Origin of the sequence: Kordia sp., from assembly GCF_965224175.1 — a bacterium.
Classification (GTDB): Bacteria; Bacteroidota; Bacteroidia; order Flavobacteriales; family Flavobacteriaceae; genus Kordia.
Genome location: NZ_OZ245041.1, coordinates 972,705 through 988,377 on the forward strand (window position 1 = coordinate 972,705; position 15,673 = coordinate 988,377).

11 protein-coding genes are annotated in these 15,673 nt (G+C 32.8%); 4 read left to right on the forward strand and 7 right to left on the reverse strand.

Annotated features, from left to right (window positions below; genetic code table 11):
- Positions 1 to 18 precede the first annotated feature (18 nt).
- Positions 19 to 642: an L-threonylcarbamoyladenylate synthase gene (locus tag ACOQOS_RS04315; protein WP_420575128.1), complete on the reverse strand. Its 624-nt coding sequence runs from the start codon at positions 640 to 642 to the stop codon at positions 19 to 21.
- Between the two features lie 176 nt (positions 643 to 818).
- Here ACOQOS_RS04315 and ACOQOS_RS04320 point away from each other — a divergent pair, with 176 nt between their 5' ends.
- From ACOQOS_RS04320 to ACOQOS_RS04330, 3 genes are all read left to right on the forward strand, one after another.
- Entirely contained in the window at positions 819 to 1,010 is a 192-nt protein-coding gene (locus ACOQOS_RS04320; RefSeq protein ID WP_420573737.1) for a hypothetical protein, read from the forward strand.
- 174 nt (positions 1,011 to 1,184) lie between these two features.
- A complete protein-coding gene (locus ACOQOS_RS04325) occupies positions 1,185 to 2,054 on the forward strand; it encodes an alpha/beta hydrolase fold domain-containing protein (RefSeq protein WP_420573738.1) in 870 nt (289 codons plus the stop codon).
- 254 nt (positions 2,055 to 2,308) lie between these two features.
- A complete protein-coding gene (locus tag ACOQOS_RS04330; RefSeq protein WP_420573739.1) occupies positions 2,309 to 5,593 on the forward strand; it encodes a VIT domain-containing protein in 3,285 nt (1,094 codons plus the stop codon).
- Positions 5,594 to 5,603: 10 nt separating this feature from the next.
- On the opposite strand, the gene ACOQOS_RS04335 is transcribed toward ACOQOS_RS04330, so the two are convergent.
- Together ACOQOS_RS04335 and ACOQOS_RS04340 are read right to left on the reverse strand one after the other, a co-directional pair.
- Positions 5,604 to 6,563 carry a helix-turn-helix domain-containing protein gene (locus tag ACOQOS_RS04335; protein WP_420573740.1) on the reverse strand — a complete coding sequence of 320 codons (960 nt, stop codon included), beginning with the start codon at positions 6,561 to 6,563 and terminating at the stop codon, positions 5,604 to 5,606.
- 353 nt (positions 6,564 to 6,916) lie between these two features.
- On the reverse strand, positions 6,917 to 7,672 hold the full coding sequence (locus tag ACOQOS_RS04340) for an SDR family NAD(P)-dependent oxidoreductase (RefSeq protein WP_420573741.1): 756 nt from the start codon (positions 7,670 to 7,672) through the stop codon (positions 6,917 to 6,919).
- Positions 7,673 to 8,022: 350 nt separating this feature from the next.
- Here ACOQOS_RS04340 and ACOQOS_RS04345 point away from each other — a divergent pair, with 350 nt between their 5' ends.
- Positions 8,023 to 8,541, forward strand: a complete 519-nt coding sequence (locus ACOQOS_RS04345; protein ID WP_420573742.1) for a hypothetical protein — start codon at positions 8,023 to 8,025, stop codon at positions 8,539 to 8,541.
- A gap of 215 nt (positions 8,542 to 8,756) precedes the next feature.
- On the opposite strand, the gene bshA is transcribed toward ACOQOS_RS04345, so the two are convergent.
- The 4 genes from bshA to ACOQOS_RS04365 form a co-directional block, all read right to left on the reverse strand.
- The gene (gene bshA, locus ACOQOS_RS04350; RefSeq protein ID WP_420573743.1) at positions 8,757 to 9,884 is read right to left on the reverse strand and encodes an N-acetyl-alpha-D-glucosaminyl L-malate synthase BshA; all 1,128 of its coding nucleotides are present in this window, start codon (positions 9,882 to 9,884) and stop codon (positions 8,757 to 8,759) included.
- A gap of 12 nt (positions 9,885 to 9,896) precedes the next feature.
- Positions 9,897 to 12,809 (reverse strand): glycoside hydrolase family 3 N-terminal domain-containing protein, encoded by a 2,913-nt coding sequence (locus tag ACOQOS_RS04355; RefSeq protein WP_420573744.1) that lies wholly within the window; start codon positions 12,807 to 12,809, stop codon positions 9,897 to 9,899.
- Between the two features lie 187 nt (positions 12,810 to 12,996).
- Positions 12,997 to 14,598 carry a sensor histidine kinase gene (locus tag ACOQOS_RS04360; RefSeq protein WP_420573745.1) on the reverse strand — a complete coding sequence of 534 codons (1,602 nt, stop codon included), beginning with the start codon at positions 14,596 to 14,598 and terminating at the stop codon, positions 12,997 to 12,999.
- Positions 14,599 to 15,050: 452 nt separating this feature from the next.
- Positions 15,051 to 15,536 carry an ABC transporter ATPase gene (locus ACOQOS_RS04365; RefSeq protein WP_420573746.1) on the reverse strand — a complete coding sequence of 162 codons (486 nt, stop codon included), beginning with the start codon at positions 15,534 to 15,536 and terminating at the stop codon, positions 15,051 to 15,053.
- Between the last annotated feature and the right edge of the window lie 137 nt (positions 15,537 to 15,673).

Here is a 15,673-nt window from a genome sequence, read left to right on the forward strand (position 1 = left end):
TATATACTCATCAATTTTTTATAGAATGATATCAATATCACCTTTTCCTTCACGAATAACTTCAGGTTCATAACCAGATAAATCAATTATTGTAGACGCTACATTATCCCCATAACCACCATCAATTACAGCATCGACTAAATTGTCCCACTTTTCCAAAATCAATTCTGGATCTGTTGTATATTCTACAATATCATCTTCATCATAAATAGATGTTGATACAATAGGATTTCCTAATTCTTGAACAATGGTTCGAGCAATTGTGTTATCAGGCACACGAATTCCGACAGTTTTTTTCTTTTTAAATACTTTTGGCAGATTGTTATTTCCTGGCAATATAAACGTATATGGACCTGGTAATGCTTTTTTGAGAACTTTATAGGTTCGTGTATCTATTTGACGAATGTAATCGCTAATATGGCTGAGATCATTACAAATAAAAGAAAAGTTTGCTTTTTCTAATTTCACTCCTTTTATACGTGCTACACGTTCCAAGGCTTTGGTATTTGTAATATCGCAACCCAAACCGTATACAGTATCCGTTGGATAAATCACTAAGCCTCCATTTCGTAGAATATCTACAACTTTTTTGATTTCCTTAGGATTAGGGTTTTCGTTATATATTTTGATAAATTCAGCCATAAGGTATTTATTACTCGAATTACACAAATGTAATTGATTTTTGGTAATAATACACATTCCTTTTTGAATCTCTCTGTAAGCCGTTAAAAGCATTATACTTTTGTTAAATATGGCATTACCGTAAGTCTTTTTGATTTAAAAATCTTACGTTTTATAAAAACAAAAAACTTTATATCATGTTAAAAACAATTTTAAACCTTAAAGGTGTTTCTGTCATTGATAAGGAACAACAAAAACAAACTCAAGGTGGTAGACTTTTACTTTCTACTGTTTGTACTGCAAGTACGCAAGGACAACCATGTGGACCGCCACATTGTCCAGGATTGTGTGGTCGTTTAAATGGTGATCCATATTGTTGGCCATATTAACAATATTAGGCTACTGACATTAGTATTACATAATGTCAGTAGTTCTTTCAGATTTATTACATTCTATGTTGTTGATAGTAAGCTATCCAAGTAATTCTAATTTTAAGTGAATATTAAGACTTTTGCATACTTTTTTTTAGGATATTGCGTTAGCATTATAATCAATTCTATATTATGAGAAAGTCATTTTACATTGGTATTTTAAGTTTATTTCTGTTATTGAGTTATGCATGTAGTTCTGATTCAGATATGAATTTTGTTACATCAAATCCTACCGAAGAAACTGCTAGTCAACGTACGTTATTAGATGTTTCATATGGTACAGATGCAGACCAAGTGTATGATATTTATTTACCTCAAAATAGAACCTTGGCTACTAAAGTGATTATTTTGGTGCATGGCGGCGGCTGGACAAGCGGAGATAAAGCTAATATGGCTAATTTTGTAGAATTGATTCAGCAAGATTTACCAACGTATGCTATTGTAAATATTAATTATCGTTTAGCTAATAATACTACTTCTCCATTTCCTACGCAGTTAAATGATATTACTTCTATTATTACAGATTTGAAAGCTAGAAATGAGGAATATATTATTTCTGAAGATTATGCTTTTTTAGGCACTAGTGCTGGTGCGCATTTGTCGCTGCTATGGAGTTATGATTACGATACACAAGCCAATGTAAATATGGTAGCGAGTATTGTAGGTCCTACAAATCTTGCAGATGAAGCCTATTTAAATACTGCCGATACTTATATTCAAGAAGTTTTTGAATTGTTTGGGTCTGAACTGCTAATTCCGTTTTTAGAAGCAAATAGTCCGCTTCATAAAGTTACTGCTTCGGCGCCACCAACTGCGTTGTTTTATGGAGGACAAGATCCGTTGATTCCAAATTCGCAAGGAACGGATTTAAGCAATCGTTTGGCAGCTCTTGGTGTAACTCATGAATTTACTTTTTATCCACAAGAAGGTCATGGTTGGTCTGGACAAAACGGTATTGATACTTGGAATAAGTTTTTAGCTTTTGTGAATGAACATCATTAGTTGGATGTTTGTTTTTTGTGGATTTGTTAGTTGTGCGTAAAGACTTTTGAGTTTCTGATATTTTTGTCACGAATTCACGAATGTGTTGTTTAGGCTTACTTTTGTCTTTTAATTGGCACTAATTTCGCTTTGAAACATCTCAACACTAAATACTAACAGCTAAATACCAATAACACCTAAGTCTTAAAGTTTTCTTAAAATGGTATGAAAGTTGATATTATTGACTCCAAACTTTAGTCTCAAAAACCGATTTTATGAAAAAACTCGTCTCATTCGTGTTGTTACTGCTTTTTACCGCACTCAGTATCGCACAAGAAGCTCCTGTTTTAAAAACAGGAAAAACACAAGTTGGTCTATCCTCATTAGATATTAGTGTTCAAATTATTGGCAATAAAGCCACTACAACTTTCGATATGTTGTATTATAATCCAACTGATCAAATTTTAGAAGGTCAGTTATCTTTTCCCCTTGGAGAGAATTTTAATGTTTCTCGGTTTGCACTCGATGTAAACGGAAAACTCAGGGAAGCAGTTGTTGTTGATAAAGAACTTGGCAGAATTGCCTTTGAAGATGTTGTACGTCGTAGAGTTGATCCTGCATTGCTTGAAAAAGGCACAGGAAATAATTACAAAGCACGCATCTACCCTATTCCAGCCAACGGATATAAACGTGTAGTATTGGCGTACGAACAAGAACTACTGTATAAAGAAGATGGTTATTATTTTGATTTGCCATTACATTTTAAAAATAAACTAGATATCTTCAAACTTACTATTACTGTTTTTGAACAAGAAGAGAAACCTGTTATAGAAAAAGGTCAAGTATCTGGATTAAATTTTACTAATTGGAAACGCAACTATACTACTAAAGTAGAAAAGACAAATTATATCCCAAATAAGAGTTTACTAATTAAAATTCCAACGAAAGTTGATAGCAAAAAAGTATTCGTTGCTGATAAGTATTTTTATTCGCATCTTGTTTTAAATCCTCAAAAGAAAATTCGAGATAAAGCTAAAACAATTACACTATTTTGGGATGCTTCACTTTCAATGAAAGATAGAAATATAGAGAAGGAAATTGCATTATTATCTTCTTATTTTTCATATGTACAGAATGTAAAAGTCAATTTTAAATCCTTTAGCAATACTGTATTGACGACAAAAACGTTTACCATTCGTAATGGAAATTGGAAAGGTTTAAAAGACGAACTTATTGCTACTGTGTATGATGGCGGAACAAATTATAATGTATTAGATACAAAGATAAAAGAGAGTGATTTGGTATTGTTGTTTTCTGATGGAATTCAGTCGTTAAGTGCTTTAAATTACTCCGCAAATACACCATTAATTGTGGTTAATAGTTTGACAAAATCAAATCATCCTGCGTTGCAGAAAATGGCGGAAGCTTCAAGAGGAAGTTATATTAATTTGACTTCAAAATCAGCGCAAGAAGGTTTTGCTACGTTAAAGTATCAACAGTATCAATATTTAGGCTATGAATCGTCTATGAACAGTATTGATATCTATCCAAATACAATCACAAATGTTGGTAATACGTTTTCTATCGCAGGAAAAAATATAAGTGCCAATAATGATATTACATTGCTTTTTGGATACGATAATAAAATTACAGAACGTGTGAAGTTGAATTTGAAAGAAGCGCAAAAAAATGTTTCTGGAGTTTCAAGAATGTGGGCTCAAAAACGTCTCGATTATTTACAGAAAAATGCAAAAGTGAATAAAACTGATATTATACACTTAGCCACAACACATCATTTAGTTACAGATTATACTTCTCTGATTGTACTAGAACAAGTGAGCGATTATATTCGATATAAAATTAAACCGCCAGCAGAATTATTGGATGCATATAATAAAGCGTTGGCAAAAATAGAACGTGCAAAGAAAGACGCTGTTGACAAACCTATAGAAATTATTGAAGTTGTTGAAGATGCTGAAATCAGAGAGTTTCAAGAAACTGAAATGGAAACCGAAGATGTTGATGGTTTTAGTGGGACTCAAAATAATGGTCGCCAACTACGAAGTGCATCACCAAGAATGATGCAGATAGATAACGGTCTTATAAATACTGACGAAATTGAAGTTGTGGATGAGATTCAAATTGTTGAAGCTGACGAAAAGGTAGTTGAAGAAGAAGAAATTATCGAAGAAATTCCATTCATAATGATTGAAGAATCTCCTATTTTTCCAGGTTGTGAACAGTTTACAGCAACAATTGACCGCAAACGTTGCTTTGCTGAAAAAATGCAGAAACATATCAAGCAGAATTTCAATACTTCTTTGGTAAATGATCTTAATTTCCCTGAAGGCAGACAACGTGTGTATGCCATATTTACGATCAATCCACAAGGTATTATTCAAGATATAAGAGTAAGAGCACCACATCAGCGTATTGAAGAAGAAATTAAACGTATGTTGCGTATTTTACCAACGATGATTCCTGGAAAACAGCGCAATAGAAATGTAAGTGTTCGATATACTTTGCCCATTACTTTTTATGTTGGAGCAGATGGAAATATGATTACAAATGGTTCTGGTAATACAACACAATCAGGTGTAACTCAAACTGTCAATAGAAATACTCATAATCGTAGAAAATTAGAAGTTGCTGATCAGACTTTAAAAGCACCTTATATTATTGAATTACGAGCATTTAAATCTAAAAAAAGAGCGTATGAATTTTATTTATTGCAGCGTACTAAATATGAAGAAATTCCAGCGTATTATGTAGATGTTTCTAATTTCTTTAGAGAGGAATTAAATGCTGAAATCTATTCAAATCGTATTCTGTCAAACATAGCGGAAACAGATTTTGATAGTTATGAATTATTGAAAGTATACGGATATCAATTACAAGCCATCGATCAACATAAGCTTGCCTTTTTTATGTTTCAACGCGTGTTGGAATTACGTCCTGAAGATGTACAATCGTACCGTGATTTGGCGTTGGCACACGAAAACTTAGGTGAATGTCAGGAAGCTTTCGATTTGCTTGAGCGTGTACATTCTGGTAAGATTTACAAAGGCACTAAAAGACGTGTTTTTAAAGGTCTTAATACCATTATAGAACATGAAATGGAACGTATGATTTCTAAGTATGGAAAAGATATTAATACAAGTAAGGTAGACGATACAACAGAATTAACTCCTGAAAAATTTGATGTGCGTATTGTTGTAGACTGGAATCATAATGATACTGATATTGATTTGCATGTGATAGATCCTAACTTAGAAGAATGCTCGTATAAACATACACGTACTAAAATTGGCGGACAAATTTCTAAAGACATGACACAAGGTTTTGGACCTGAAGAGTTTATATTAAAAGATGCTATTAAAGGTGATTATTTTGTAAAGATTAAATACTTTGGTGATCGTTATCAGAAGATTGAGAATCCAACTTTTATGAAAGTAACTTTATATACGTATTATGGTACATTGAAACAGCGCAAAGAAGTAAAGATCATTCGATTGACAAAATCAAAAGATGAACAAATTGTGGCAAAATTGAGTTTTTAAAATATAGGATTTAATTAAATGTCTTCCTAAATTCCATGGGAGACATTTTTGTTTTGTTTTTAAAGAGTTTGGTAAATGATGCTGGACGTTCAAAACCTAAACTATACGCAATTTGGCTGATACTTTGCTGCGTCGTTGAAAGTTGTTCCTTCGCTTTTTCTATTAGTTTATGATGAATGTGTTGTTGTGTGCTTTGTCCGGATAACGATTTTAGCATGCTACTTAGATAATTTGGTGACAAATTCAGGCTATCTGCAACCCATTGTACTGTTGGTAATCCTTTTTCTAAGGTAGTTTCATCTGAAAAATAAGTATTCAATAAGGTTTCCAATTGTTCTAGAAGTTGGTGATTGGAAATTTTTCGTGTGATGAATTGTCGTTCGTAAAAACGTTCAGCATAATTTAACAATAGTTCTAATTGTGAGATAATGATTTTATTGCTAAACTTGTCTATGCTTGATTGATATTCTTTTTCAATATTATGTAAAATTTCTATCATTTGCTGCTCTTCTTTTTTTGAAAGAAATAGCGCTTCATTTACAGTATATCCAAAGAATTGATAATTCTTCATCTGCTTGGCTAAACTTGAATTCCACAAGAAATCTGGATGAATTAATAATAAATAACCGGATGGTTTGTGCTTTATATTAGGATTGCTGGATAAACTTATTATTTGCTTAGGCGCAATAAATGTCATGATACCTTCATCAAAATCATAAGTTTGTTGACCATAAAAAAATTTATACGGAATATTACGCTTCAGTCCAATCGTATAATATTCCTTCATCAACTGCAAATTTTCTATACCTGAAGGATACTGCAATTTAGTGTAATCTACCAAACTGATCAATGGATGATCAGGTGCATTGATGTTTGCAAATTTATGGTAATCACTTATTGTTTTAAAATGTTTTAGGTTTTTCATTGGAGCTGTATTGTCTGTTAAAAATACTTCTATTTTATGATTCATGTCTATATACACGAATGTTTTTTCTATGTATGTTTATGCTTAATTAGTTTTAAAACGTCACTGCGAAGAGTTTGCGACATGGTGATCTGTTTGTAATAATACGTTTTCGTTATTTGCAACAACAGATTGCCACGACTTCGTCTCGCAATTACGTTTCAAAGTATATTTCTTCATTTCAAACGTTATGTCGAGTGAATTTTTTCTAAAAATTAGTAACAAAATATATTTGGAAACTTATAGCTATTCTCGATACAATTTTCTACGAACTTGACAAGTAGTGGATTTTAGATTCCTTATCATTATTACAATGACGTTTCAAACAATGTCAATACTCATAACTCACTATTTAAGTATCAAACAAGCATTCCACCAGAAACTTCAATACGTTGTCCGTTGATCCAGCCTGCTTTGTCTGAACATAAAAAAGCAACTACGCCGCCAACATCTTCCGCTTCTCCTACTCTGCCCAATGCTGTCAAATTTGATATAATCGCTACTTTGTCTGCTTGTTTGTTTGATCCGCCTCCAAAATCTGTAGCAATAGCGCCAGGAGCTACCACATTTGCTGTGATTTTTCGTCCGCCTAATTCTTTTGCTAAGTATCTTGTAAAGATTTCAATACCACCTTTCATGATTGCATATGCAGACATTCCTGGAAAACTAAAACGTGTCAATCCACTAGATATATTGATAATACGACCATGGTTGTTTAGAAATGGTAATGCAGCTTGCGTAAAGAAATAGATGCTTTTTAAATGTATATTCATCATTTCATCAAACTGTATTTCTGTCGTGTTTGCTACAAGATTGTATGTCCCTGTACCTGCGTTGTTGATGAGGAAATCAAAGTTTGGTGAATTGTTTTTTTTCTGTAAATAATCTGTAGCTTGTTTTAGAAACTCTTGACCGCTTTTGTGTTGATTTGCATCAAATGGAAATGCTACTGCTTTTTGACCTAAAGATTTTACGATAGCAATAACTTCATTTGCTTTTTCAATATTGCTATGATATGAAAAGATAATATTGATTCCGTTTTGTGCTAAATTGATTGCCATGTCTTTTCCTAATCCGCGGCTTCCTCCTGTAATGATTGCTGTTTTTGTACTCATAACTGTATTGTTTTTTTAATTACAATACAAAGTTGCGATTCTGTTGACAGGAATACTTTTCCAAATCTATGGTTTTGTTGTCTGAATCTATGATCTACGAAATAAGTTTAGATATTATTATCAAAATGCATCTCAAAATAAATGTATGCCGTACATTCACTTGAAATGATATTATTCAAAAAATGAATATCGCGCCAAACGAAATAGTATTGAAAAAATTAAAAATTCTTCGGATGATTTTGCCCATGAATGAGAAAATTGTAGTTTTAAAAATAACAGGAATTCCTATCATGTGTAATTGATTAAGATATCAACTAAAAATTTATCTAAATTTCATCATAAAAGATACTATGGACGAAAGACTAATTGAAAAATTGAACATAAAATTATCAGGAGAATTTCAAGAGTATGAAAAAAATGAACAGTTTGCTGAATATTTAGGCAATATTTTCAGAGATACGTATATGGAAATAACTGGTGAATATTATACATCATTTAAGATTCCTGATTCCTATGCGCAACTTTTAAAATCTTTTCCTCATGGATTTCTAATTGACATAGATCATTCATATTCTTTTTTTGGAACACTTGGTTGTATAGAAAGTACCATAAGTGATATTAGTCTTTGGTCAACGCTTAATGATGAAAGAAAAAAAATAGAACCTTGGATTTTTATAGGTATAAGAGGTGACAAAGGAAACATTTATTTATGTTGTGATTCTTCGTCAGATTATTTCGGAAGAGTTGAAGAGTTTTATGATGGTTCTGCTTTTATGGAAAATGCTATTTACGAAAATATGCAATTAGAAACTCTTGAAGAATTATGTACCAACATTCTCAATCAAGAGAAACCAAAATGGAAGAAATAAATAGTAACTTATACTAACAATATTAATTCAAAGTAAAACAAATACAATCTCTTAAAGTCACCGTATTTACATATCGAAACATATCAACGTACTTCTCGATACGAATTTGCATAGCAAACTCATTCAAAATAACTGTATTTTACGAATAACGTATCTCGCTACAAGTGAATGATTTTCAAAATACTACCGAAGTCCGTTCAAAAAAACACATTACATTACGCCATTTCAAATGCCTTTTGATAAATAAACTCATACACAGGTACAATTTTATTGATATCAAATTGTAAAGCTTGTTCTTTGGCTGCTATTTTGAATTTTTCAAGTTCTTTGTCGTCTTTTAAGATTTTTAAAGCATTGCGCGACATATCATATACATCTCCCACATTACTTAGGTATCCGGAAACGCCGTGTTTGTTTACTTCTGGAATTCCTCCTGTATTGCTCGATATCACAGGAACAGAAGAAATCATTGCTTCTAGTGCCGCTAGTCCGAAACTTTCCGTTTCTGATGGCAGCAGGAACAAATCAGAGAAACATAATATTTTATCTACTTCATTGCTATTTCCTAAGAAAATAACTTTGTCAGAAATCCCTAGTTCTTCACATAGCCTTTCTGCAGGTTCTTTTTCAGGACCTTCACCAACCATCATTAGTTTGGCAGGAATCTCTTTTTGTATCTCGTAGAATACTTTTACAACATCACTAATACGTTTTACGGCTCTGAAATTACTAACATGAGTTACAATTTTTTCTTCTTCCGTTGCCATCAGGCTTCGTTGACAATCCGTAAAACCATGATCGTATTTGGTAACATCAATAAAGTTAGGAACAACATCTATTTCACCTTTAATGTCAAATAAACGTAATGTATCTTGCTTTAAACTTTCTGAAACCGACGTTACTACATCCGATTTATTAATACTAAATGTTACTGCCGATTTGTAAAAAGGATGACTTCCTACTAAAGTGATATCAGTTCCGTGAAGCGTCGTTACCATAGGTACTGTAATTCCTTCTTCTGCCAACATCTTTTTTGCCATATAACCTGCGTATGCGTGTGGAATGGCATAGTGTACGTGTAGTAAATCGATTTTATGAAGTTTTACCATATCTACCAATTTACTCGATAAAGCTAATTCATATGGTTGGTAATGAAATAGTGGATATTCTGGTACGTTTACTTCGTGAAAGTGAATGTTTTCGCTTAGTAAAGCCAAACGAACAGGCTGTTTATAGGTAATAAAATGTATTTCGTGTCCTCTGTTGGCTAAGGCAATTCCTAGTTCAGTAGCAACAACGCCACTACCTCCAAATGTTGGGTAACATACAATAGCTATTTTCAAATCAAGTCTGGTTTACTTTTCAATCGCTTCATAAATAAGCTTTTGAATTTTGGTTCGTATATCAGTTTTTATTAGTTTTCTATTCGACATGGTCGGATAGGTTCTGTTGGATAGGAATACATATACGATGTCTTCATCTGGATCTGCCCATGTATAAGTTCCTGTGAATCCTGAATGTCCAAAACTATTCATAGAAACACAACCACATGTTGGTCCAACATCGCCAAGTTGTGGTTTATCAAATCCAACGCCTCTTCTATTGTCTTTGTTACAGTAGTAGCAGTTGTTGAATTTTGCAATGGTAGCAGCTTCTAAATATTGTACATCTCCATAAGTTCCGCCTTGCATATACATTTGCATCATTTTGGCAACATCATTGGCATTGCTAAACAATCCTGCGTGTCCTCCTATTCCACCTTGCATGGCTGCGCCCATATCGTGCACATATCCTTGCAATGTTTGATTCCTGTAATAGTCGTCAATTTCTGAAGGAACTATCATCTTTTTTGAAAATTTTTCCAACGGATTGTACGTCATGCTGTGCGCTCCCAACGATTGATAGAAATAGCGTTGTGTTAAATTGTTTAGATTTGATTTGTAAGTCGTTTCTAAATAGTCTTTTAAGATGTAAAACGGCAAATCACTGTATTTGTAACGTTTTCTTTTTAGTAAATCACTGTCTATAATACGTTGCATGATAGAATCTTTGTATTCTGCTTTCATGTATAAGTTTTTTGCAACTTTTACAGAATATTCTTTTGATTTTTTACTGCGATACCATTTTTGATCTGGTTTTTTAGTAATTGTATCTAAGGTGTTTACATAAAACGGAATCCATGGTTTTAAACGTGCGTAATGCGACAGTATTTCTACTATTTTTAACTTGTCTTTGTTGGTTCCTTTGAATTTTGGTGACAAGTCTTCTAATTTGGAACTCAATGAAAGTTTTTTGTTTTCTTCAAGCTTCATCACTAACGGTAATGTTGCTAATATTTTGGTCATAGACGCTACATCGTAGATATCGCCATCTGTTACTTTTTTCTTTTTCTTGTATGTATGATACCCAAAGTTTTTATTGTAGATCACTTTTCCTCTGCGTGCGACAAGCAATTGTACTCCTGGCGCCATTTTTTCTGATACTACAAGTTCAGCTAGTGAATCGATACGTTTTAGTTTGGCAGAACTTACACCAACCGTTTCTGGTAAGTCATAACCTAAGCGTGAAAGCGTTTGTGTTACCAAACCTGTTCCCATACGAAAGTCTTCTGTAATTTGTACTGGCAATTTTCCTTGTGCTTTTATAGCACCAAAGATGATTTGTGCAGAGATTTCTTGTGATGCTTCACTGTTTTGATACGATACAATGATATTGTCAATGTTGGTAAAGCTTTTTACTTTTTTCAGACTGTAAGGATTTGCAAATACATCTAGAATTACGGTGTTGGTTCTTGCGATTTCTTGTAACCAAACAATTTCTCTGTTGGTAAATGCATAGTCTTCTGTAGGACTTGCGTCAGATTTGTGGAAACCAACAATAACTGTTGAATAGTTTGCTAGTTCTTCAACTAATGCTGCTAAGTCTTCTTTTTTAATGACCTCTATTGCAGCGTATTTGCGTAAAGTATTGACAAATGTACTTCCGTCTGCATCGCCCATTTTTACGTATGCTATTTTTTGCTTTGCTAAGTTTTTTATAGGTAAAATGCTGTCATTTACTTTCACCGCAGTAACGGCATGTTTAACTGCTTTTCGATGCAATACATCGTCCTTGATTGTTTGTAAGTCAATTAGGATGGAATCTTCCTGTATTGTTTCAGGCGTGAACAAACCGTGCTTGTATTTTGTGGCAAGAATCTTTTTTACAGAATACGCCAAGCGTTCTTCTTTGATGAGTCCGACCATCATGGCTTCTTCAAATTTTTCTATGACTTCAGGTAAATTCTCTGGCAAGAGCAATATATCATTCCCAGCAATAAAAGCGGCTATTTCTACATCACCGATTTCTTCATTTTGAGTTACTTCTTTTGCATTGAGTACATCTGAAAAGATAAGTCCATCAAAAGCTAACTCTTCTTTTAATTTTTTAGTGACAATATTGTTTGATAAGGAAGCTGATAAACCGTCTATTAGTTCTAAATTTGGTATGCGCACATGCGTTGTCATTACACCGCCAATGTCACTTTTTATAAGGCTTTTGTAAGGAATTAAATGTATGCTATCTAATTCGTCTTCTAGTAATTCTGATGTAGGCAACATTCCTTTTTCTGTAGATTTGTTTCCTAGAATTGGAAAACCTTTTGTTACCGCAATGACACCATTATTTTGTAAACCTTTGGTGAAAATTTCAGCTTTGTTTGCTACATTCAAAGCATTTTCTCCGTAAGAACGATTTCCGATTGTTAGATTTTGAGGATCATTATAAACCGCTACAACTGGCGCAAAGTTTACATGAACGCCTAGTCGCTTACTTTGTGTTCCAATACGTTGTCCTATTTGCTCAATGATGGTATCTTTTTGAATAGCACCAAGCATCATGTTGTATGGATATGTTGGTAAGGAATCGAGTTGTGTTCCTAGTCCAAATTCAGCATCCATAGAGATTAATAAAGGAATTTTAGAGATGTTTTGAAATTGATTAGTGAGTTCAACTTGATGTGTTGGGTTTCCACCCATGAATAGTACGCCACCAACCTTGTATTTCATAATTTGCTGTTTCACTCTATTGTCTTCCGCCAAACTTTTGTTGGAATAGGCAGGAATGGTAAAGAGTTGACCGAAACGTTCTTGCAAGGTCATGTTGGTATAAACACTGTCTACCCATTTTTCTTGAGCAGTGTATTTCTTTGTATGCTTTGAGTGCGGCTGTTGCGCGCTTATTATAAAGAGGGAAACGATAACGAGTATAATCGTACTGAATTTATTCATAGGGTAACTTTCACTAACATTTACGGTATGTGTATGACAAAAAAGGTGCCATGTTGTACCGCATTCACAATATAGATTAAATGTACAGACTTTCTCGCACACAAAAAAGTCTTGTTAAAAATTAACAAGACTTTTAGAGTTTTTGTATCCAGATTGATTCTTCTAGGCTATTTTTACTTACAAGTTATTATTCGCTGTAACTTTCTTCTAGTTGTTTGAAGTATATTTCAAAAGCATTTTTTGGCACTCTTGTATAATTGAGTTCTCCACTAAGTTGATCTGTGAGTACGTGTATGAGTTGCATTCCTAGAGAATCAGTTGCTTCTATATCAAAATCCGCTGGCAATCCTTCTCCATTATCACTGTATGTGAGTTTGTACCTATCATTTTGTTTGATAATGGTGATTGTGATATTGTTTTCTTGATTTTCTTTGAAAGCGTATTTGAATGAGTTTGTAGTGAGCTCGTTAATGATTAAACCCAGGTTTGCGGTAGTATCACCATCGAAAGTAAGTGTTTCATCAATGTTGATTTCTTTTGAAAATTCAAATATTTGATGACTCACCGTTTCTTCTATGAATTGAATGAGTTGTGAAACATATTCTTTTGTTGGCACATCTTTGAGTGTATGCGTTCCGTATAATTTTTGATGCACTAAAGACATTGATTTGATTCTGTTTTGACTGTCGCGAAGTGCATTTATTATATTTTTATCTTCATATTCGTCTTCTTGCAGCGTTAAGATTCCAGAAATCATCTGCATATTGTTTTTAACTCTGTGATGTATTTCTTTTATTAATGTTTGAATATTGGTGAGATTGTTTTGTAATTCTTTATTTTTTGTGATTACAATTTCGTTTGCCTCCTGTAAATTGTCGTTTAACGATTTGTTTTTCAGGTATTGGTTTAAGATCACAAATATTAGAAACGCAATAATTCCATACCAGATATACGCAAATTTACTTATGTTTTTGTTGATGGTTTGTGGTTTCTTGAAAGTACTTCCTACTTTTAGTTTTAGCCCGAAAAGCTGAATTGTTGTATAAATAAAGTTTTCTTCGTTTATATTGAATTTTTTATAGTACTCAGCATCTCTGGAAGTATTAAATATTTCGGAACCGTTGTAAAAAGCTTCACGCGTAAGGTCTATAGAGTCGTTGACAAGAAATTTGTGTACATACATATCACTGTCATTTCCTTCATAGAAGAAATCAAGCAAATATTTTACGTTCAATATTGGTGTCATGTAACCTACAATTTCATTTTTGTTGTTTCGAGCTGAGAAATTAAAGGGAAAACCTGCCCAGCCTTCTCTTAGATTGATAGGTGTAAATAGTTTTATGTTTTGACTTTGCATTAGAGCATTTAATTCATCTATGCGTTTTTTAGAAGAAATTGATTTTACAGAAAGACCTTTTAAGTTGTTGGGATCTATTTCGTTAGGTGTAATTACATATTTAAATACATGTTCTATATCTATATAATTTACCAATATAGAATCGTTGAACTGTGTTTCTTTCAAGAAGTCTTTGAGGAAATGTTGCATTTGAACTTCAGAAGGAAATTCTGTACTGTTTTTTGCATAACTTTTTAATGAAGATACTAGAGAAGCATACACTTCAATACCAGCTTTAGCATTGGTGATAGCGTCATTATGTGCTTTACTGAGTTGCGCATCTATTTTTTGTTGTTCAGCATATTCATAACTACTCACCAAGTTGTGTAGCAAGAAACCACTGATTGACAGAATGATGACAATACTTATGTAATATTTTATGTTTTTGAACACTTGAGAAAATTATTTAGGGGAAAATTATGATACAAATATACGAGTTTACAGAAATGCAATTAAATGCTTTAAAATTTGAGCGAATGTATTGTATAAAAAAGCCTTACTCCACGGAGTAAGACTTTCCTCTTGTCAAACTAATTGATGTAAAACAGTTTTACGTGTTTTCCCTTATAAACATATTGAAGCAAGATAAAATATAGGTTATTATTTGTGTAAGATTGTTTTGCCTTTTTATACTTTATAGATTCATTTTGAAGCTATAAGCCATGTATTCTATCTTAAACTCAGCATCTTTTTACAATTTTTAACTTTATTACCGCAAATATAAATTATTTGAAAACCATACACTTACGGCTTTTCCTTACTATGGTTATTCTAAAATCTATGGTGTAATATGAAAAAAGGCAAACCGAATGGTTTGCCTTTTTTAAAATATTGTTTTGTTATTCCTAATTTAAAAAACGTCCATGCCAACTTTCTTTGGCAGGAACTTCCCAATTTTCTAGAAATTCTGCTTTGGTAGCTACTAAATTGTTGAATACAATTGTGTTTCCAGTAACAGCTCTGTCTTTTGCCATTTTACGGAAAGCTTTTAAATCTTTGTATGCAATGTATTCACCTTGTTTGTATGATACATTCATTCTGTCCATTAAATCAACATTATAGTCTTTTTCTAGTTGTTGAATGAAATGAACTGACGCATCAATAGAACAACCTGTCGCAGATTGCTTTGATTGATCTACAGCAATGATGATGAAGCGTTTGTATTTAATTTCGAAAGAAGCTTCTAAATCGCTTCCGTGAGCTGTCCATTGTGTGATGAATTGAGACAGTTTTGCTTTTATCTCTTCTAGTTCTGTTTCACTGAATGAGCGATTGGCTTGGTATATCCAAACACGCGCGGCATCAGCTATTGCATTAAATTCTACCAACATATTTTTTTAGATTACAACTTTAATTTTCTCAATACTTTAATATATACAATAGTTATTTTAGTAGTGGATCATATTTTTTCCCTAAATACATAGCTTGCTTAACATTCTCCTTTCTAAGTTTTTTCACCTCAGGCAAC

Excerpts from the sequence above, each read along its gene's own strand:
- ACOQOS_RS04315 (WP_420575128.1), bottom strand. The coding sequence starts at position 642 with ATGGCTGAATTTATCAAAATATATAACGAAAACCCTAATCCTAAGGAA.
- ACOQOS_RS04325 (WP_420573738.1), top strand. The coding sequence starts at position 1,185 with ATGAGAAAGTCATTTTACATTGGTATTTTAAGTTTATTTCTGTTATTG.
- ACOQOS_RS04320 (WP_420573737.1), top strand. The coding sequence starts at position 819 with ATGTTAAAAACAATTTTAAACCTTAAAGGTGTTTCTGTCATTGATAAG.
- ACOQOS_RS04365 (WP_420573746.1), bottom strand. The coding sequence starts at position 15,536 with ATGTTGGTAGAATTTAATGCAATAGCTGATGCCGCGCGTGTTTGGATA.
- ACOQOS_RS04330 (WP_420573739.1), top strand. The coding sequence starts at position 2,309 with ATGAAAAAACTCGTCTCATTCGTGTTGTTACTGCTTTTTACCGCACTC.
- ACOQOS_RS04335 (WP_420573740.1), bottom strand. The coding sequence starts at position 6,563 with ATGAATCATAAAATAGAAGTATTTTTAACAGACAATACAGCTCCAATG.
- ACOQOS_RS04345 (WP_420573742.1), top strand. The coding sequence starts at position 8,023 with ATGGACGAAAGACTAATTGAAAAATTGAACATAAAATTATCAGGAGAA.
- ACOQOS_RS04355 (WP_420573744.1), bottom strand. The coding sequence starts at position 12,809 with ATGAATAAATTCAGTACGATTATACTCGTTATCGTTTCCCTCTTTATA.
- ACOQOS_RS04340 (WP_420573741.1), bottom strand. The coding sequence starts at position 7,672 with ATGAGTACAAAAACAGCAATCATTACAGGAGGAAGCCGCGGATTAGGA.